At 73.6% G+C, this 22349-nt stretch carries 2 pseudogenes; both read left to right on the forward strand.

The features are described from left to right. Positions 1-91 precede the first annotated feature (91 nt). A pseudogene (locus tag OHA86_RS36210) lies at positions 92-4801 on the forward strand (SDR family NAD(P)-dependent oxidoreductase); the annotation flags it as partial. Between the two features lie 18 nt (positions 4802-4819). After that, positions 4820-22189: pseudogene (locus OHA86_RS35730) on the forward strand (SDR family NAD(P)-dependent oxidoreductase); the annotation flags it as partial. Positions 22190-22349 lie beyond the last annotated feature (160 nt).

The following is a 22349-nucleotide window of genomic DNA, read 5'->3' on the forward strand; positions in this document are numbered from 1 at the left end:
GCGGGGGACCGCGCGGGCCGGGGACCAGGCCGTGTTCGTGTTCCCCGGCCAAGGCGCGCAGTGGGTCGGGATGGCGCAGGACCTGTACACGCGGTCCCCGGTGTTCGCCGAGTCGATGTGGGAGTGCGCGCGGGCCTTGGATCCGTTCGTGGACTGGTCGCTGGAGCAGGCGCTCGGTGACGAGGAGGCGTTGGGGCGGGTGGATGTGGTGCAGCCGGTGTTGTGGGCGGTGATGGTGTCGCTGGCCGCGGTGTGGCGGTCGTTCGGTGTGGAGCCCGCGGCCGTGGTGGGTCATTCCCAGGGTGAGATCGCCGCCGCGTGCGTGGCCGGCGGCCTGTCACTGGAGGACGGGGCGCGCGTCGTGGCGTTGCGCAGCCGGGCGATCGCGGACACGCTCGCCGGGGACGGCGCGATGGTGGCCCTGCCGCTGTCCGCCGCCCGGGCCGGGGAGTTGCTCGCGCAGCGGCCGGGAATCTCGGTGGCGGCCGTCAACGGGCCCGCCTCCGTGGTCGTCGCCGGAGCCACGGAGGCCGCGGACCGACTGCTGGCCGACTGCCGGGACCAGGAGATCCAGGCGCGCAGGATCGCCGTCAACTACGCCTCGCACTCGCCGTCGGTGGAGCGCATCGAGCAGCGGTTGCTGACCGATCTCGCGCCGATCACGCCGACATCCTCCGCGATCCCGGTCTACTCCTCGGTGACCGGTGAGGTGATGGACACCGCGCAGTGGGACGCCGGGTACTGGTACCGGAACCTGCGCAACACCGTGCGGTTCGAGGACGCGCTCTGCGCGGCGCTGGCGGCCGGGACCGGCGCGGTGGTCGAGGTGAGTCCGCATCCGGTGCTGGTGCCCGCGGTCCGGGACATCGTCGAGGAGCGCGCGGCGCCGGTGGCCGTCGTGGGCACGCTGCGCCGCGGTGAAGGGACTCCGCAGCGGATGGTGCTCGCGGTGGCCCAGGCGTACGCGCACGGTGTGGCGGTGGACTGGACTCCCGCGTTCGCCGGCCGGGGCGCGGCGCGGGTCGCGCTGCCGACATACGCGTTCCAGCACCAGCGGTACTGGCCAGAACTCGCGAGCGGCCCGGCCGACGTGTCGGCGGCGGGGCTGACCGCCGCGGAGCATCCGCTGCTGGGCGCGGTGGTGCACTCGCCCGAATCGGACGCGGCGGTGTTCACCAGCCGCCTGTCGGTGCGGACGCATCCGTGGCTGGCCGATCATGCGGTGCGGGAGTCGGTGGTGTTCCCGGGAACCGGTTTCGTGGAGCTCGCCATCCTGGCCGGCGACAGTGTCGGGTGCGACCGCCTCGACGAACTGATCCTGGAAGCGCCGCTGGTGCTGCCCGCCCACGGCGCGGTGCAGATGCAAGTGGTGGTCGGCGACAGCGAGGACGAGGCGCTGCGGCGCAGTGTGGCCGTCTACGCGCGCCCCGACGGAGAGGACGCCTGGACCCGCCACGCCACCGGATTCGTGGGCGCCGTCCCGCCGGGAGGCGGCGGGCACGACCTGTTCGGCGTCCTCGCGCGGGCCTGGCCGCCGGCCGGCGTGACGCAAGTGGACACCGAGGGGTTCTACGAGCAGCTGCGCGAAGGCGGATTCCTTCGGTACGGCCCGGTGTTCCAGGGGCTGCGCAAGGTCTGGCGCAGCGATGACCAGATCTTCGCCGAGGTCGAACTGCCCGAGTCCGTACGCGACTCGGCCGGGTCGTTCGGGATCCACCCGGCGCTGCTCGACGCCGCGCAGCACGCGACGGCCTTCGCGGAGCTGGGCTCCGCCGGGACCGGCGGGCTGCCGTTCAGCTTCGGCGACGTCGTGCTCCGCGCCTCGGGCGCGGCGCAGCTGCGGGTGGCGCTGACGCGGACGGGCCCGGACGAGGTCACGATCGCGGTTGCCGACAGCGCCGGAGCCCCGGTGCTCTCGGTCGGCTCGCTGGCGGTGCGGCCGGTTTCGGCAGGCGAGCTCGGCGCCGGCGCCGGCGCCGGTGACCGGACGCTGCTCAGGACGGAGTGGGCCGACGCCACCTTCTCGGCCGGGGCGTCGCCGGCGCGGTGGCTGGCCGTCGACCGGACGGGTGAGGACCACACCGGACTGGAAGCGGTCGCCGCGGTTCTCGACGACGGCCGGCCGGCGCCGGACGCGGTCGTGCTGGCCGTTTCCGGTGACGCGGACCGGGTGGTGGAGTCCACGCACGAGCTGACCGGTTGGGTGCTGCGCCAGCTGCAGTTCTGGCTGGGCCAGGACCGCTTCGGACCGATCCCGCTGGTGGTGACGACGCGGGGCGCGATCGCCGCGCAGCCCGGCGAAACGGTGCCGGACCTGGCCGCCGCGGCGGCGTGGGGACTGGTGCGCTCGGCGCAGACCGAGAACCCCGGCCGGATCGTCCTGCTCGACACCGGCCCGGACGCCGTGCTCGACGCCGGCGTGCTCGGCCGGGTCCTGGCGGCGGACGAGCCGCAACTGGCGCTGCGCGACGGACAGCTCCTCGCGGGCCGGCTCATCAGGTTCGGCCCGGCCGACGAGCTGGCGATGCCGCCGGACACCCCGTGGCGGCTCGATTCGACGGGCAAGGGTGTGCTGGAGAACCTGGCCCTGCTGCCGTGTCCCGAGACCGAGGACCCCCTGGCCCGCGGGCAGGTCCGCATCCGGGTGCATGCCGCGGGTCTGAACTTCCGAGACGTGCTCAACGCGCTGGACATGGTGCACGACGTGCGTGCCGAGGGCCCGTTGGGCGGCGAGGTCGCGGGCGTGGTCACGGAGGTCGGCCCCGGCGTGCCCGATCTGCGGCCCGGCGACCGGGTCATGGGCCTGGTCTCGGGGGCGTTCGGCCCGGTGGCCGTCACCGACCGGCGGTTCCTGACCGAGGTGCCGGCGGGCTGGTCCTTCGCGACCGCGGCGTCGGTGCCGATCGTGTTCCTGACCGCCTACTACGGCCTGGTGGACCTTGCCGGGCTGGGCTCCGGTGAGTCGGTCCTGGTGCACGCCGGCGCCGGCGGTGTCGGCCTGGCGGCGATCCAACTCGCGCGGCACCGGGGTGCGGAGGTCTACGCCACGGCGAGCGAGGGCAAGTGGAATGTCCTGCGCGAGTGGGGAGTCGCGGCGGAGCGGCTGGCCTCGTCACGCGACCTCGGTTTCCACGAGACCTTCAGGGACGCGGGTGTCAACGTCGTCCTGAACTCGCTCGCGGGGGAGTTCGTGGACGCGTCGCTCGACCTGCTGGCTCCGGGCGGGCGGTTCCTGGAGATGGGCAAGACCGACATCCGTTCTCCGGAGGACTTCCGCGACCGCCCCGTCGAATACCGGGCGTTCGACCTGATGGACGCGGGCGCCGACCGGATCCAGCAGATGCTGCGGGAACTGGTGACGCTGTTCGAGGCCGGCGCGTTGCGGCCGCTGCCGGTCACGGGCTGGGATGTGCGCCGGGCACCGGAGGCGTTCCGGTTCATGAGCCAGGCCAAGCACGTCGGCAAGCTCGTCCTGACCATCCCGCAGGACCTCGACAGCGCGGGCACCGTCCTGCTGACCGGCGGGACCGGCGGCCTGGGCGGCGTCCTTGCCCGGCACCTCGTCGCCGAGCGCGGCGTCCGGCATCTGCTGCTGGTCAGCCGCCGCGGCGCGGACGCCCCAGGGGCCGCGGACCTGGTCGGGGAGTTGACGGCGCAGGGCGCGCGGGTGACCGTCGCGGCGTGCGACGTGACCGATCGGCAGGCACTGGCCGAGGTCCTCGCCTCGGTGTCGCCGGAGCATCCGCTCACCGGTGTGGTGCACACCGCCGGCGTCCTGGACGACGGGGTGCTCGGGTCGCAGTCGCAGGACCGGCTGGACCGGGTACTGGCACCGAAGGTGGACGCGGCCTGGCACCTGCACGAGCTGACCCGGGACCTGGATCTCTCGCTGTTCGCGGTGTTCTCCTCCATCGCCGGGCAGTTGGGCAACCCGGGACAGGCCAACTACGTCGCCGCCAACGTGTTCCTGGACGCCCTGATGCAGCGCCGCCGCCGCGAGGGCCTGCCCGGGCTCTCGATGGCCTGGGGCGCCTGGACCACCGAGATCGGCATGGTCGGTTCGCTGTCGAGGACCGACCTGCGCCGCATCGCGCGGTCGCCGATGCCGCCGTTGTCGGCTGCGCAGGGCATGGACCTGTTCGACCGGGCCGTCGCCACCGGTTTCCCGCTGCTCGTGCTGACCCGGCTGAACACGCGCGCTCTGCGTGCCCAGCACGACCTCGCGCCCCTGTGGCGGTCGCTGGCGGGCGGAGCGCTGCGGCGAGCCGCCGACAACACCCGCCACGGGCGGGACGAACTGCGGCAGCGGCTGGCGGCACTGTCCGGTGCGGACCGTGAGGAACTGCTGACCGAACTGGTCGGCGAAACCGCCGCAGCCGTGCTGGGCCACGGCTCGGGTGTGCGGATCGACGAGGACCAGCCCTTCAGCGAGCTGGGCTTCGACTCGCTGACAGCCGTCGAACTGCGCAACCTGCTGCAGGCCAAGACCGGCGCCGTGCTGCCCGCCAGCGTCGTTTTCGACTATCCGACCGTCGCGCGGCTGGCGCGCTACGTAGGCACGTTGTTCGGTGAGGTCGATGTTCCCGGACCGACGGAGGTGCCGGAGGCGTCGGAGGCGGCGGTGCGCGCGGCGCTCGGCTCGATCCCGCTGGCGAAGCTGCGGAAGGCCCGGCTGCTGGACGCGTTGCTCGAACTGGCCCGCGACGCCGACGAGCCCGCGGCCGACCGGCGGGAAGAGGAAGAACTCCTGCTCGCGGCGGATGTCGGCGATCTCGTCGACATCGCGCTGCGGGCCGAATGACCGGAGGTCACGATGACGGTGCCCGTGGACAAACTGACGGAGGCGCTCCGAGCTTCGCTGTTGGCCAACAGCCGGCTGCGCCAGGACAACCGGGCACTGGTGGACGCCGCGAACGAGCCGATCGCGCTGGTGGGAATGGCGTGCCGGTTCCCGGGCGGGGTGCGCGGGCCGGAGGATCTGTGGCGGCTGGTCGCCGGCGGCATGGACGGCGTCGGCCCGTTCCCCGCCGATCGCGGCTGGGACCTGGACACCCTGCTGGGCCCGGACGGCCCCGGCTCGGGGACCTCGGCGACCGGCGAGGGCGGGTTCCTGGACGAGCCGGGCGAGTTCGACGCGGCGTTCTTCCGGATCTCGCCCCGCGAGGCGGTGGCGACCGACCCGCAGCAGCGGTTGCTGCTTGAGGTGTCCTGGGAAGCCCTGGAGCAGGCGGGAATCGACCCGGCGTCGCTGGCCGGCAGCCCGACCGGCGTGTTCACCGGCGCCTACCAGTCCGGCTACGCCGAGCTGGTCGCCCGGGCCGGCGAGCAGTTGCGGGCCCACCAGATCACCGGCGGTGCGGGCAGCGTGATCTCGGGCCGGATCGCCTACACGCTGGGGCTGGAGGGCCCGGCGGTGAGCGTGGACACGGCGTGCTCGTCGTCGCTGGTGGCGATGCACCTGGCCGCGCAGGCGCTGCGGGCCGGGGAATGCACGCTGGCTCTCGCCGGCGGGGTCACGGTGATGGCGTCCCCCGGCATGTTCCTGGGCTTCACCGCACAGGGCGGGCTCGCCGCGGACGGCCGGTGCAAGTCCTTCTCCGACGACGCCGACGGCACCGGGTGGGCCGAGGGCGTCGGCGTGGTGGTGCTGGAGCGGTTGTCGGACGCCCGCCGCAACGGCCATGAGGTGCTCGCCCTGCTGCGGTCCAGCGCGGTGAACCAGGATGGTGCGTCGAACGGACTGACCGCGCCGAACGGTCCGTCGCAGCAACGCGTGATCCGGCAGGCGCTGGCGGCGGCGGGCCTGTCCACGTCGGATGTCGATGTGGTCGAGGCGCACGGTACGGGTACGAAGCTCGGTGATCCGATCGAGGCGCAGGCGGTGCTGGCGACGTACGGTCAGGACCGGCCCGAGGGACGGCCGTTGTGGCTGGGCTCGTTGAAGTCGAACATCGGGCACGCCCAGGCCGCCGCCGGTATCGGCGGCGTGATCAAGACGGTGCTGGCGCTGCGGCACGGAGTCCTGCCCAAGACCCTGCACGTGGACGCGCCGACCACGCAGGTCGACTGGACGCAGGGCGACGTACGGCTGCTGACCGAGTCGATCCCGTGGCCGGAGACCGGCCGCCCCCGCCGGGCCGGGGTGTCGTCGTTCGGGGTCAGCGGCACGAACGCCCACGTCATCCTCGAAGCCGCGGGCGAAGGCACGGGTCCCGCCGGACCGCCTTCCGGGCCGCCTGCCGTCGAGGGCGTGCTGCCGTGGATTTTGTCGGGCAAGTCGGCCGACGCGGTGCGCGACCAGGCGGCCCGGTTGCTCGAACGGCTCGGGGCGCAGCCGGTGCCGAGCCCGGCCGACGTGGGCTGGTCGCTGCTCACCTCGCGCGCGGCCTTCGACCACCGCGCCGTGGTGATGGGCGGCGACCGGACCGAGCTGATGGCGGGCCTGCGCGCCACGGCGGACGGCGAGCCCGCCGCAGGCGTGGTCCTGGGTACTGCCAGAAGCGGGACCAAACTCGGTGTGCTGTTCACGGGGCAGGGTGCGCAGCGGGTGGGGATGGCCCGCGGGTTGTACGACAGTTCGCCGGTGTTCGCGGGAGCGTTGGACGGGATTCTCGCGGAGCTGGATCCGTTGCTGGACCGGCCGCTGCGTGAGGTGATGTGGGGCCAGGACGCGGAGCTGATCCACGAGACGGGCTGGGCGCAGCCGGCGCTGTTCGCGGTCGAGGCCGCCTTGTTCGAGGTGCTGCGCGCCTTCGGCGTGACCCCGGCCCATCTCCTGGGCCATTCGATCGGCGAGGTCACGGCCGCGTACGTGGCCGGGGTGTGGTCGCTCGGTGACGCGTGCCGGGTGGTGGCCGCGCGGGCGCGGTTGATGCAGGCGCTGCCGTCCGGCGGGGCGATGGCCGCCGTCGGACTGCCTGAGGCGGAGATCGCCGGGATGCTGCCCGAAACCGTGTCGATCGCCGCGGTCAACACGGCGGACTCGGTGGTGGTCTCCGGGCCGCGCGAAGCCGTGGACGGTGTCGTCGCGGTCGCGTCCGCTCGTGGTGCGAAGGTGACGCGGCTGCGGGTGTCGCACGCGTTCCACTCGCCCTTGATGGATCCGATGCTGGCGGACTTCCGGCAGGTGCTGGAATCGGTGCGGTTCGCGCCGCCGCGCATTCCCGTGGTGTCCAACCTGACCGGGCAGCGGGCAACCGACGAACTGTTGTGTTCGCCGGAATACTGGGTGCGGCAGGTGCGGGCGGCGGTGCGGTTCGCCGACGGCGTGCGGTGGCTGGCCGGCCACGGCGTCGCGGCGATGGTCGAGCTGGGCCCGGACGGGGTCCTGTCGGGCCTGGCACGGCAGAGCTGCTCGTCCGTGGCTGTTCCTATGCTGCGCCGGCCGGGTACCTCCGAACGCGGCGAGGCCGCGACGGTGGTGACGGCCCTCGCGCAGTTGCACGCGCAGGGCGTGCCTGTGGACTGGACCGCTCTGTTCGCCGGGCAGGCCGCCGCGCGGATTGCGCTGCCGACGTACGCGTTCCAGCACGAGCGCTACTGGCTCGACGGCTCGAACCGGGCGGCCGACGTGTCCTCGGCCGGGCTGACCGCCGCGGAGCACCCGCTGCTGGGCGCGATGCTGACGCTTGCGCAGACGGACGGGTTCGTGTTCACCAGCCGTTTGTCCCGGCGCACGCATCCCTGGCTGGCCGAGCACCCGGTGGGCGGCTCGGCGGTGCTGCCGGCCACCGCCTACGTCGAGCTGGCCGTACGCGCCGGCGACAGCGCCGGGTGCGACCGGCTGGACGAGCTGGTGGTGCAGACCCCGCTGGCGCTGCCCGCCCACGGCGCCGTCCAGCTGCAGGTGGTGGTCGGCGACCGCGTGGACGGGCGCCGCGAGGTGACGGTGTACGCCCGGCCGGACGATGAGGAGACCTGGACCCGGCACGCCACGGGGACGCTGAGCAGCGGATCGTCCGACGCGGACGGTGACGACCCCGTTGCCGCGTTGGGCCGCGAATGGCCGGTGCCCGGTGCGACGGCCGTGGACCTCGGCGACACCTCCGGGCGCGGCCCGCTCGCCCCCGGCGTGACAGGGGTCTGGAAGCGCGGCGAGCAGGTGTTCGCCGAAGTGGAACTGTCGGAGTCCGAGCGCGATCTGGCAGCGTCCTTCGGTATCCACCCCGCGCTGCTTGACGCGGCTTTGCGGACGGCGGCCTTCGCGGAGCCGGCGCGGAGCGCTGCCGTCCCGGCGGCCTTCGGCGACGTGGTGTTGCGCGCGTCCGGCGCGGCGCGGCTCCGGGTGGCCCTGACCCGGACCGGCCCGGACGAGATCTCGGTCGCCGTGGCGGACGGTGCGGGACTGCCGGTGCTGTCGATCGGGTCGGTGATCGCGCGGCGGACGGACAGCGCGACCACCGGTACGGGCGACCGGTCCGTCCTCGCCATGGAGTGGGTCGGGATCACTCCGGCCGTCGGCGCGGACCTGCGTGACTGGCTGCTGGCCGGCCCCGAAGACGCTCGCTTCGCGGACCTGACCGCGGCCGGCGAGGAGCGGCCGGTCCCGCAGGCGGTGGTGCTGGCCGTGTCCGGCGCCGCGGACGCGGTGGTGGAGTCGACGCACGAGCTGACCGGACGCGTCCTGCGGCACTTGCAGCGCTGGCTGGCCGACGGCCGGGTCTCGGCGGTCCCGCTGGTGCTGCTGACCTCGGGGGCCGTCGCCGCCGGGCCGGACGAACCGATCCGGGACCTGGCCGCGGCCGCGGTGTGGGGCCTGGTGAGGTCGGCCCAGACGGAGAACCCCGGCCGGTTCGTGCTGCTCGACTCGGACGCCGAGCCGGACACCGCGACCGTGAGCCGGCTCCTGGCCTCGGGCGAACCGCAGGTGGTGATCCGCGAGGGCCGGATGCACGCGGCCCGCCTCGTCCGCACCGAGCCCGGGGAGGACGCCTTCGCGCCGGCCGGGCCGGGCACCGTGGTGATCACCGGTGGGACCGGCGCCCTGGGCGGTGTCGTGGCCCGGCACCTCGTCGCCGAGCGCGGCGTGCGGCATCTGCTGCTGGTCAGCCGCCGCGGCGCGGACGCCCCCGGGGCCGCGGACCTGATCGGGGAGTTGACGGCGCAGGGCGCGCAGGTGACCGTCGCGGCGTGCGACGTGACGGACCGGCAGGCCCTCGCGGAGGTACTGGGGGCGGTTCCGCCGGAGCGGCCGGTGACCGGTGTCGTCCACACGGCCGGTGTGGTCGACGACGGCGTGCTCGGTTCCTTGTCGCAGGAGCAGGTGGACCGGGTGCTGGCGCCGAAGGTGGACGCGGCGTGGCACCTGCACGAGCTGACCGGAGACCTGGATCTCTCGCTGTTCGCGGTGTTCTCCTCCATCGGCGGTTCGCTCGGCAGCGGCGGGCAGGCGAACTACGCGGCGGGCAACGTGTTCCTGGACGCGTTGATGCAACAGCGCCGGCACGCCGGGCTGCCGGGGCTGTCGATGGCGTGGGGTCCGTGGACCACGGAGATCGGCATGACCGGCACGCTGTCCGACGGGGACCGCCGGCGCATCGCCCGCTCGGCGATCCCGCCGCTGACGCCCGCGCAGGGCATGGAGCTGTTCGAGCGCGCACTGGTCACCGATCGGCCCGTGCTGGTGCTGACCCGGTTGAACCTGGCCGCGTTGCGCGCCCAGACGGAGGTCGCGCCCGTGTGGCGTTCGCTCGCCGGCGGCGGGCGCCGCCGGCGGGCGGACGACGCGACCGGCGGCCGGGACGGCCTGCGACAGCGGCTCGCCGGACTGTCAGAAGCGGACGGCCTGCGGCTGCTGATCGGTCTCGTCCGGGACAGCGCCGCAGCCGTTCTGGGCCACGCGCCGGGCGCGCGGATCGAGGCGGACCAGCCGTTCAGCGAGCTGGGCTTCGACTCGCTGACGGCGGTCGAGCTGCGGAATCTGGTGCAGGCCAGGACCGGGCTGGTGATGCCCGCGAGCCTGGTGTTCGACTACCCGACCGTCGGCCACGTGGCGCGTCACCTGGCGGCCGAGTTCGACGACGCGCGCCCGCAGGCGCCGTTCTACGGGCCGGCGTTGGCGCCGGTCGCCGACGATCCGGTCGCGCTGGTGGGGATGGCCTGCCGGTTCCCTGGCGGGGTGTCGGGTCCGGAGGACCTGTGGCGCCTGGTCGCCGAGGGCGCCGACGGCATCACGCCGTTCCCGGCCGATCGCGGCTGGCACCTGGACGCGTTGCTGGGACTCGACGGCTCCGGATCATCCGCGACCGGGGAAGGCGGGTTCGTCGACGAGGTCGGCGGCTTCGACGCGGCGTTCTTCCGGATGTCGCCGCGGGAGGCGCTGGCCACCGACCCGCAGCAGCGGCTGCTGCTGGAGGTGTCGTGGGAAGCCTTGGAGCAGGCCGGGATCAGGCCCGCGACCCTGGCCGGCAGCTCGACCGGCGTGTACGTCGGCGCGTACCAGTCCGGGTACGCCGAGCTGGTGTCCCGCTCCGACAGCCAGTTGCTGGGCCACGCTCTCACCGGCGGCGCGGGCAGTGTGATCTCCGGCCGGATCGCCTACACGCTGGGCCTGGAAGGCCCTGCGGTGAGCGTGGACACGGCCTGTTCGTCGTCGTTGGTGGCCATGCACCTGGCGGCTCAGGCATTGCGGGCGGGGGAGTGCTCGCTCGCGCTGGCCGGCGGAGTCACGCTCATGGCCACACCGGACACGTTCGTCGGCTTCAGCGTGCAGGGCGGCCTGGCCGCCGACGGGCGGTGCAAGTCGTTCGCGGACGCGGCCGACGGCACCGGCTGGGCCGAGGGCGTCGGCGTGGTGGTGCTGGAGCGGCTCTCCGACGCCCGGCGGAACGGCCACGACGTCCTGGCCGTGCTGCGCGCGAGCGCGGTGAACCAGGACGGCGCGTCGAACGGTTTGACAGCGCCGAACGGTCCGTCGCAGCAACGGGTGATCCGGCAGGCGCTGGCCGCGGCCGGACTGTCCACGTCGGACATCGATGCCGTGGAAGCCCACGGTACGGGTACGAAGCTCGGTGATCCGATCGAGGCGCAGGCGCTGCTGGCGACCTACGGCCAGGATCGGCCCGCGCAGCGGCCGTTGTGGCTGGGTTCGCTGAAGTCGAACATCGGCCACACGCAGGCGGCGGCCGGTGTCGGTGGTGTGATCAAGATGGTCATGGCGCTGCGGCACGGTGTGCTGCCGAAGACGCTGCACGTGGACGCGCCGTCGACGCAGGTGGATTGGGAGCAGGGCGACGTCCGGCTGCTGACGGAGCCGGTGCCGTGGCCGGAGACCGACCACCCTCGGCGGGCCGGGGTGTCCTCGTTCGGCGTCAGCGGCACCAACGCGCACGTCATCCTCGAAGCGGCAGCCGACGTCACCGCCTCACCCGGCCTCGACCCCGGCGGTGTCGTGCCGTGGGTGCTGTCCGGCAGGACGGAAGAGGCGCTGCGGGCGCAGGCGGCACGCTTGCTGGCGCACCTGGACTCCGACGCGCCGTGGCGTCCGGTGGATGTGGGCTGGTCGCTGATCGACTCGCGGACGGTGTTCGAGCACCGGGCTGTTGCCGTGGGCACCGATCAGGACGAGCTGCTGACCGCGGTGCGCGCCGTCGCCGCCGGCGAACCCGCCGCGGGTCTCGCCGAAGGCGTCGCCCGCGCCGGTGACGCAGTGGTGTTCGTGTTCCCGGGTCAGGGTGCGCAGTGGGTGGGGATGGGCCGGGAGTTGCTGGCCGAGTCGCCGGTGTTCGCCGAGTCGCTGCGCGAGTGTGCGGCGGCGTTGGCGCCGTTCACCGACTGGTCGCTGGAGCAGGTGCTCGGTGACGAGGAGGCGTTGGCGCGGGTGGATGTGGTGCAGCCGGTGTTGTGGGCGGTGATGGTGTCGCTGGCGGCGGTGTGGCGGTCGTTCGGTGTGGAGCCCGCGGCCGTGGTGGGTCATTCCCAGGGTGAGATCGCGGCCGCGTGTGTGGCCGGCGCCCTGTCCTTGTCCGACGGCGCCCGCGTGGTCGTTCTCCGCAGCCGCGCGATCGCCGACAGCCTGGCCGGTGGCGGGGGCATGGTGGCCCTGCCGATGGCGGTCGCCGAGGTCGAGGAACTGATTTCGCAGCGGCCGGCGGTCTCGGTGGCCGCGATCAACGGCCCGGCCTCCGTGGTGGTCGCCGGGGAGCCGGACGCCCTCGACCGGTTGCTGGCCGACTGCGAAGGCGACGGGATCCAGGCGCGCCGGATCGCGGTGGACTACGCCTCGCACTCGCCGTCGGTGCAGCGGATCGAGGACCGGCTGCTGACGGACCTGGCACCGGTCGGCCCCCGCTCGTCGACGGTTCCGGTCTACTCGTCGGTGACCGGACAACTCGCGGACACCGCGTCGTGGGACGCCCGGTACTGGTACGACAACCTGCGCAGCCCGGTCCTGTTCGAAACGGCGCTCACGGCCGCTCTCGACGCCGGCCCCGACGTGGTGATCGAGGTCGGTCCGCATCCGGTGCTGGTCCCCGCGGTGCAGGACATCGCGCGGCAGCGAGAAAAACCCGTGGCGGCGGTGGGAACACTGCGCCGCGACGAGGGAACCCTGCGGCGAGTGGCCTTGTCTGTGGCCCACGCGTGCGCCCTGGGCGTCCAGGTGGACTGGGCGCGGATGTTCGCCGACCGCGGCGCGCGGCGGGTGCCGCTGCCGACGTACGCCTTCCAACGCCGGGATTTCTGGCCGGACACCACCGGTGTCCGGGCCGATGTGTCCGCGGCCGGGCTGACAGCCGCGGACCACCCGCTGCTGGGGGCGATGCTGCCGTTGCCGCAGACCGACGGGATGGTGTTCACCAGCAGGCTTTCCCTGCGGACGCATCCGTGGCTGGCGGACCACGCGGTGCGGGACGCGGTGGTCTTCCCCGGCACCGGGTACGTGGAACTGGCGATCCGGGCAGGCGACAGCGTCGGATGCGACCGCCTCGACGAACTCGTGCTGGAGGCGCCGCTCGTCCTGCCCGCGCACGCCGGGGTTCAGCTGCAGGTGGTCGTGGGCGACCTCGATGCTCCCGCCGCGGCCGAAGCGCGCAGCGTCGCGGTGTATGCCCGAGTGGACGGCGAAGAGCTCTGGACCCGCCATGCCACGGGAGTGGTGAGCGCGGGCGCGGCAGCCGACACCGAGCTGTTCGACCCGGTGAGCCGCGACTGGCCCGGGCTGGACGCGACGGCGCTTGACACCGACCACTTCTACGACCGGCTCGCCGACGAGGGTTTCCTCCGGTACGGCCCGGTGTTCCGGGGACTCACCCGGGCCTGGCAGCGCGGGGACCGGGTGCTGGCCGAGGTCGAACTGCCCGAGTCCGGGCGTGGCCTTGCCGAGTCGTTCGGGATCCATCCGGCGCTGCTGGACGCGGCGTTGCACGCCTCGGTCTTCGCGGGGCTGGAGGCGCGAGGAGCCTTGCCGTTCAGCTTCACCGGCGTGGCATTGCGCGCCTCGGGTGCGTCCCGGCTCCGGGTGGCGCTGACCCGGACCGGACCCGACGAGGTCGGCGTCGTGGTCGCCGACAGCGGCGGCTCGCCGGTGCTGTCGATCGGCTCGCTGGCTGTGCGGGCCGTGTCGGCCGGCAGCCTCGCCGTCGGCCCGGGCGACGGCGCCGCGCTGAAGGTCGGCTGGATCGCCGCCGACGGTCCGGCGGCGCCGGTGACGGACTGGCTCCTGGCCGATCGCGCGAGTCCGGCCGGAGCCGCGTACACCGACCTCGTCGAGATCGGTGCCGTACTTGCGGACCGGGCTCGCCCGCAGGCGGTGGTCCTGGCTGTGGCCGGCGACCGGCACGCGGTGGTGGACTCCGCTCACGAACTGACCGCGTGGGTGCTGGGGCAGTTGCAGCACTGGCTGGCCGAGGACCGCTTCGCCTCGATCCCGCTGGTGGTGGCGACGCGGGGCGCGGTCACGGTCGACGCGGGTGAGCCGGTACGGGACCTGGCCGCGGCGGCGGTGTGGGGGCTGGTGCGCTCGGCGCAGACCGAGAACCCCGGCCGGATCATCCTGCTCGACACCGACACCGACACCGACACCGACACCGACACCGACACCGACACCGACACCGGCACCGGCACCGGCACCGGCACCGGCACCGGCACCGGCACCGGCACCGGCACCGGGCTGGACGACGACGTCCTGGGCCGGGTGCTGGGCACCGGCGAGCCGCAACTCGCTCTGCGCGGCTCGCAGTTGCACGCCGCCCGCCTGACGAGGGTCCGGCCGGCGGACGACCTGGTCGCACCGCGGACGGGACCGTGGCGGCTGGAGTCCGTGGAGAAGGGCACGCTGGAGAATCTCGCGCTGGTGCCGTGCCCCGAGATGGCAACTGCCTTGCGGCCCGGGCAGGTCAGGGTCGAGGTGCGCGTGGCCGGCCTGAACTTCCGTGACGTGCTCAACGCCCTCGGCATGTATCGCGGTCAGGCCGGCCCGTTGGGCAGTGAGGTCGCCGGGGTGGTCACCGAGGTCGGCCCGGAGGTGACCGGGCTGGCGGTCGGTGACCGGGTGATGGGCCTGGCCTTCGGCGGCTTCGGCCCGGTTGCCGTGACCGACCGGCGGCTGCTGACGGTGATCCCGGCCGGCTGGTCGTTCGCCGTCGCCGCGTCGGTGCCGATCGTGTTCCTGACGGCGTACTACGGCTTGGTGGACCTCGCGGATCTGCGGGCGGGTGAGTCGCTGCTCGTGCACGCCGGCGCCGGCGGCGTGGGGCTGGCGGCCATCCAGCTCGGCCGGCACCTCGGCGCGGAGATCTACGCCACCGCGAGCGAGGGCAAATGGGACGTCCTGCGCCAATGGGGCGTCGACGAAAGCCGGGTGGCCTCGTCGCGGACCCTGGACTTCAGGGAGCGCTTCCGCGCTGCCACGGACCGGCGCGGTGTCGACGTGGTGCTCAACTCGCTGGCCGGCGAGTTCGTGGACGCCTCGCTGGACCTGCTCGCGCCGGCCGGCCGCTTCATCGAGATGGGCAAGTCCGACATCCGCTCGCCCGAGGACCTGCGGGACCGTCGCGCCGACGTGACCTACCAGGCGTTCGAACTGACCGACGCCGGGTTCGACCGCATCCAGCAGATGCTGCGGGAACTCGTGAGCCTGTTCGAAGCCGGTGTGCTGCGGCCGTTGCCGGTGCGCGGCTGGGACGTGCGCCAGGCCAAGGACGCCTTCCGGTTCATGAGCCAGGCCAAGCACGTCGGCAAGCTGGTGCTCACCGTCCCACGGGCGCCTGACCCTTCGGGCACGATCGTGATCACCGGTGCCGGCGGCCTGGGCGGCGCCCTGGCCCGCCACCTGGCCGGTGAGCACGGCGTCCGGCACCTGCTGCTCGTCAGCCGACGCGGACCGGCCGCGCCGGATGCTCCGGAGCTGGCCGCCGAGTTGGCGGCGCAGGGCGTGACGGCGACGTTCGCGGCTTGCGACCTGACGGATCGGCAGGCCCTCGCCGCGGTGCTGGCCGGGGTTCCGGCGGAGCGCCCGGTGACCGGGGTGGTGCACACCGCCGGGATCCTCGAGGACGGCGTACTCGGCTCGCTCTCGCCGGATCAGCTCGACCGCGTGCTGGCGCCGAAGGTCGACGCGGCGTGGCACCTCCACGAGCTGACGCGGGATCTGGACCTGTCGTTCTTCGTGGTGTTCTCCTCTCTCGCCGGGCTGCTCGGCAGCGGCGGCCAGGCCAACTACGCCGCGGGCAACGCGTTCCTCGACGCTCTGGTGCGGCGCCGCCGTGAGCAGGGGCTGCCGGGCTCGTCGATGGCCTGGGGCGCCTGGACGACCGAGGTCGGGCTGGTGGGCACCTTGTCCCCGGCGGACCTTCGCCGCATCGAACGGTCGGCCCTGCCGCCGTTCTCGGTGGCGCAGGGCATGGACATGTTCGACCAAGCGTTGCGCTCCCCCCAGCCGGTGCTGGGACTGGCCCGGCTGAACGCACGGGCGTTGCGGGCTCAGCAGGACGTGCCGGCCCTGTGGCGGTCGCTCGCCGGCGCCGCGCCGCGCCGCACCGCCGACAACACCCGCGACGGTCGGGGCGGCCCGTGGCAGCGGTTGGCGGAACTGTCCGTCGCGGAGCGCGAGCAGGCGCTGGCGGAGCTGGTCAGGGAGTCCGCCGCGGCGGTGCTGGGCCACGGCTCGGGGGCGCAGATCGACGCGGACCGACCGTTCCGGGAGCTGGGCTTCGACTCGCTGACGTCGGTGGAGCTGCGGAATCTGCTCCAGGCCAAAGCGGGTGCGGTGCTGGCCGCGAGCGTGGTGTTCGACTATCCGACGGTCACGCGGCTGGCGAGGCATCTGGCTGCCGGGTACGGCGCCGGGCAGCCGGTGGAGCCGACCGCGGCGCCCGCGGTGGTGCCGGTTTCCGACGACCCGATCGTGCTGGTCGGCATGGCGTGCCGGTTCCCGGGCGGGGTGGCGGGTCCTGACGACCTGTGGCGGCTGGTCGCCGAGGGCGCCGACGGCGTCACCCCGTTCCCGGCCGACCGCGGCTGGAACCTGGACGCCCTGATCGGGCGTGAGGGACCCGGTTCCGGAACCTCGGCGACAGATGAGGGCGGGTTCCTCGCCGGCGCCGACGCGTTCGACGCGGCGTTCTTCCGGATCTCGCCGCGCGAGGCGCTCGCCATGGACCCGCAGCAGCGGCTGCTGCTTGAGGTGTCGTGGGAAGCCCTGGAGCAGGCGGGAATCGATCCGGGTTCGCTGGCGGGCAGCCCGACCGGCGTGTTCGCCGGCGCGTACGGTTCCGGTTACGGCGAACTGGTCGCCCGCGGCAGCGACCAACTCCTGGGCCACCAGATGACGGGCGGCGCGACCAGCGTGATCTCCGGCCGGGTGTCCTACACGCTCGGGCTGGAGGGCCCGGCGGTGAGTGTGGACACGGCGTGTTCGTCGTCGCTGGTGGCGATGCACCTGGCCGCGCAGGCGTTGCGGGCGGGTGAGTGCTCGCTGGCGCTGGCCGGCGGGGTGACCGTGATGGCCTCGCCGGACACGTTCGTCGGCTTCACCGTGCAGGGCGGAATGGCCGCGGACGGCCGGTGCAAGTCCTTCTCCGACGCCGCCGACGGCGCCGGCTGGGCCGAGGGCGTCGGTGTCGTCGTGATGGAACGGCTGTCCGAGGCCCGGCGCAACGGCCATGAGGTGCTGGCGGTGTTCCGGTCGAGTGCGGTGAATCAGGACGGTGCGTCGAACGGTTTGACGGCGCCGAACGGTCCGTCTCAGCAGCGGGTGATCCGGCAGGCGTTGGCGGCGGCGGGGCTGTCCACGTCGGACGTGGATGTGGTCGAGGCGCATGGTACGGGTACGCGGCTGGGTGATCCGATCGAGGCGCAGGCGGTGCTGGCGACGTACGGTCAGGACCGGCCGGAGGGACGGCCGTTGTGGCTGGGGTCGTTGAAGTCGAACATCGGGCATGCCCAGGCCGCGGCGGGTGTCGGTGGCGTGATCAAGATGGTGATGGCGCTGCGGCACGGGGAGCTGCCGAAGACGCTGCACGTGGACCGGCCCTCCACCCAGGTCGACTGGACCCGGGGCGACGTGCGGCTGCTGACCGAAGCGGTGCCGTGGCCCGAAACCGGCCGCCCGCGGCGGGCCGGGGTGTCCTCGTTCGGGATCAGCGGCACCAACGCGCACGTGATCCTGGAGGCGCCCGCGGACGCCGACGTCGTCCCCGCCGCCGACACCGGCGCTGTGGTGCCGTGGGTGCTGTCCGGCAAGTCGGCTGAGGCGGTACGGGCTCAGGCGTCCAGGCTGCTGGGGTTCGTGGCGGCGGACCCGACCTTGCGTCCGGTGGATGTGGGGTGGTCGCTGGCCGGTTCGCGGGCGGTGTTCGACCACCGCGCCGTGGTCGTGGGCGGCGAGCGGGCCGAGCTGCTGGCGGGCCTGCGTGCGGTCGCGGCCGGTGAACCCGTGCCCGATACGGTTCGACCAGGCACCCGGCTGGGCGTGCTGTTCACGGGGCAGGGCGCTCAGCGGGTGGGGATGGCCCGCGGGTTGTACGACGGTTCGCCGGTGTTCGCGGGAGCGTTGGACGAGGTTCTCGCCGCGCTGGATCCGTTGCTGGACCGGCCGCTGCGTGAGGTGATGTGGGGCCGGGACGCGGAGTTGATCCACGAGACGGGCTGGGCGCAGCCGGCGTTGTTCGCGGTCGAGGCGGCGTTGTTCGAGGTGCTGCGCGCCTTCGGAGTGACTCCGGACTACCTGCTGGGGCATTCGATCGGTGAGGTGACGGCGGCGTACGTCGCCGGGGTGTGGTCGCTGGCGGATGCGTGCCGGGTGGTGGCGGCGCGGGCGCGGTTGATGCAGGCGCTGCCGTCCGGCGGCGCGATGGCCGCACTGGAGATGTCCGAGGCCGAGATCGCGGACCTGCTGCCGGACGGCGTGTCGGTGGCCGCGGTGAACACCGACGATTCTGTGGTGGTCTCGGGTTCTCGGGCCGGGGTGGACCAGGTGGTGGCGGCTGTGGGCGAGCGTGGCCGCCGGGTGTCGCGGTTGCGGGTGTCGCACGCGTTCCATTCGGCGTTGCTGGACCCGATGCTGGACGAGTTCACGCGGGTGCTGGAATCGGTGCGGTTCACGGAGCCGCGGATTGCGGTGGTGTCCGATGTGACCGGTCGTGCGGCGACGGCCGAGCAGTTGTGCTCGCCGGAGTACTGGGCCCGCCAGGTCCGAGAGCCGGTGCGGTTCGCCGACGGTGTGCGGTGGCTGGCCGAGCAGGGTGTGACGGCGATGGTCGAGCTGGGCCCTGACGGCGTGCTGTCCGCGCTGGCGCAGCGCAGCTGCGCTCCGGGGACGGTGGTGACGCCGGTCTTGCGGCGTGAGCACGGCGACACGTCGACGCTGTTGTCGGCGATCGGCCGGCTGTACACGCGAGGCGTGGCCGTGGACTGGACCGCGGCGTTCGCCGGTCGAGGAGGCACCCGGATCAGCCTGCCGACCTACGCCTTCCAACGGCAGCGCTTCTGGCCCGACGCGGCCGGCGGCCGGACCGAGGTCTCCGCCGGATTGCGGTCCGCGGACCACCCGTTGCTCGGGGCGGTGCTGTCGTTGCCGCAGTTCGACGGCGTGGTCTTCACCAGCCGCCTGTCCCTGCGGACCCAGCCGTGGCTCGCCGACCACGCGGTGCTCGACGAGGTGGTGCTGCCCGGTGCGGCGTACGTCGAGCTGGCGATCCGGGCCGGCGACAGCGTGGGCTGCGGTCGGCTGGACGGGCTGGCGCTGGAAGCGCCGCTGGTACTGCCCGCTCGGGGCGGCATGGAACTTCAGGTCGTGGTCGGCGGCGCCGACACCTCCGAATCCGAAGGGCGGCGGAGCGTCACGATCCACGCCCGCCCGGACGGTGCGGAGACCTGGACCCGGCACGCCACCGGAGTGGTGAGCGCAGCTTCGCTGCCGGCCCGGGCGGACGGGTTGTTTCAAGCCGTCAACGGGACCTGGCCGGTGCCCGGCGCGACGCCGCTGGACGTCGAGCGGGTCTACGACCGCCTCGCCGACCTCGGGCTCGAACACGGGCCGGTGTTCCGGGGCCTGGCCAAAGCCTGGGAGAGCGGGAACCGGATCTTCGCCGAGGTGGATCTGCCCGAGCCCGCCCGCGCGACCGCGGGTTCGTTCGGGATCCATCCGGCTTTGCTGGACGCCGCTTCACATCCGTTCGCGGGCGCGGGCGCGGGCGCGGACTCGGACTCGGCCGGTTCCGGCCGGTTGCCGTTCCGGTTCACCGACGTGGTGTTGCGCGCCTCGGGTGCGGCTCGGCTTCGGGTGGCGCTGACGCGTCTCGGGCCGGACGAGGTGGCGATGGCCGCCGCGGACGACACCGGCATGCCGGTGTTGTCGATCGGCTCGCTGGCCGTGCGGGCCCCGGTCTCCGGCAGCCGCACCGCCGGCGATCAGGTGCTGCTGCGGATGGAGTGGCCCGAGCTCACCGGCGCCGCGGCTCCGGTGAGCGAGTGGCTGACGGTCGAAGCCGCTTTCGAACGAGGGACGGCGCCGCAGGCTGTCGTGCTCAGCGCGTCCGGTGACCCGGACGCCGTCGTGCTGTCCACCCACGACATGACCGGCCGGGTCAGGGACCGGCTGCGGCGCTGGCTGGACGAGGACCGGTTCGCCACCGTCCCGCTGGTCGTGGCCACGCGGGGCGCCGTCGCGGTCGAGCCCGGTGAGCCGGTGACCGACGTGGCCGCAGCCGCTGTGCGGGGTCTGGTGCGTTCGGTGCAGGCCGAGAACCCGGGCCGGCTCATCCTGCTCGACACGGATGCCGACCCTGACGCCGAAACGCTGGGGCGGGCCGTGGCCGCCGACGAGCCGCAGCTGGCCCTGCGCCGGGGCCGCCTCCACGCCGCCCGGCTCACCCGGACCGGCGACACCGACGTACCGGTCACGCCACTGGTGCCCGGCACGGTCGTGATCACCGGCGGTGAGCGGGCCCACACGGTCGCACGGCATCTGGTCGCCGAGCACGGTGTCCGGAGTCTGCTGCTGCTCGGCCGACGCGGTCCGGACGAGCCGGAAACGGCGGAGCTGGTGGCGCAATTGGCGCAGCGGGGCGCCGAAGTCACGGTCACCGCGTGCGACGTGACCGATCGGCGGGCCTTGGCAAAGGCGTTGGCCTCGGGTCCTGCGGACCAGCCGCTCATCGGCGTCGTGCACACCGCCGAGGCCCGCTCGTTGCCCGAGGAGGGCTCGGACCGGGTACCGGGGCCGACGGCCGACGCGGCTTGGCATCTGCACGAACTGACCCGGGACCGGGAGCTGGCGCTGTTCGTGGTGTTCTCGTCGTTGGCCGGCCTTGAGGGCAGCGGCGGTCGGGGCGGCGACACCGCGTTCCTGGCCGCGCTGGCGCGGCACCGCCGCGATCAGGGCCTGCCGGGCCTGTCGATCGCCTGGGAGGACCGGGTGGGCGAGCCGGCGTTGTCCGCGGCGCAGGAGATGGCGCTCTTCGACCGGGCGCTGGGCACCGGCGACGCGGTCGTGGCAGCGACCCGGCTGGATGTGCGGGCGCTGCGGGCCCGGCCGGAGATCCCGGCGGTGTGGCGGTCCCTGGCCGGTGGTCCACGCCGGCGGGCGGCCGACAACAGCCGGCCCGATCGCGAGGGGCTCAGGCAGCGGCTCGCCGGGCTGTCCGAAATGGATCGCGAGGAGGTGCTGATCGACGTGGTCCGCGAAGCGGTGGCGGCGGTGCTTGGCCACACCCCGGGCGCGCCGATCGAACCGGACCGGCTCCTCGGCGAACTGGGCTTCGACTCGTTGACTGCGGTCGAACTGCGCAACTCGCTGCAGGCCAAAACCGGCGTGGAGCTGGCCGCGACCCTGGTGTTCGACCACCCGGACCTGCGGAGCCTCGCCACGGAACTGGACACGGTGTTGTCCGAACCGCCGCGGGCCGGCGACAGGGGCGGTCCGCTTCCGGAACACCACGACCTGTTCGGTGAGCTCTACCTCGCGGCGATCGAGAACGGCCGGCCGGAACTCGGCGAGGAACTCATGGTCAAGGCCGCGCGGTTGCGCGAGAAATTCGACGACCCGGCACAGGTGAAGGCGAAGCCGGCCGTGGTCCGCATCTCCCCGGCGGGAGAGGGACCGCACCTGATCTGCGTGTGCCCGACGATCATGACCACTGGGCCACAGGTCTACCTCCGGTTCGCGGCCGAGCTCACGGGCCGGGGAAGCCAGGTGTCGGCCCTGGTGCCTCCGGGGTTCGCCGCCGGCGAGCTCCTGCCCGCGACCCGGGCCGCGTTGGTGACCGGTCTGGCCGACACAGTCGAGGAATTCGTGGGCGGGACGCAGTTCTCCCTGGCCGGGCACTCTTCCGGCGGGGTGGTGGCGTACGAGCTCGCCCAGGAGCTGCACGCTCGCGGCCTGGCTCCCGCCGGCCTGGTGCTGCTCGACACCTACACCTTGAACCTCAAGGGTGAGCGGGGCGTGTTCGACGACGAGGACCTGCAGCGCGCGTTGAGCACCAGGCTGGTCGGGTACGTGCGCCGGATGGGCTTCGACACGCTGTCCGAACGGATCACCGCGCAGCTGTGGAACCTCGATCTGCTCAGGGGCTGGCGGCCTGAGGGGATTTCGGTGCCGTCGCTGTACATCCGCTCGACGCAGGCCCTCGCGCACGGGGGAGGGGGCGAATGGCGTGATGAAGTGGCCGCCGCGGCGGCCACGGTCGTCGAAGTGCCCGGCGACCACTTCACCATGCTGGAAGCCGAGCACGTGGGCTCGACGGCCAGGGCCGTCGCGGAATGGCTGGAGAACGTGCGGTGAAAGCGGCGGCGGCGGCGCGGGTGTCCGCCCTCGCGAACCCTGATCGGTCGACTCCCTGTGGGCTGTCGGCGGTGCTGCCCCGGGCCGGGGGGTGGGCGCCTACGCGGCCGACCGGCGCTACGCGGCCGCG

This window comes from Streptomyces sp. NBC_01477, from assembly GCF_036227245.1.
In the GTDB taxonomy this organism is placed as follows: domain Bacteria; phylum Actinomycetota; class Actinomycetes; order Streptomycetales; family Streptomycetaceae; genus Actinacidiphila.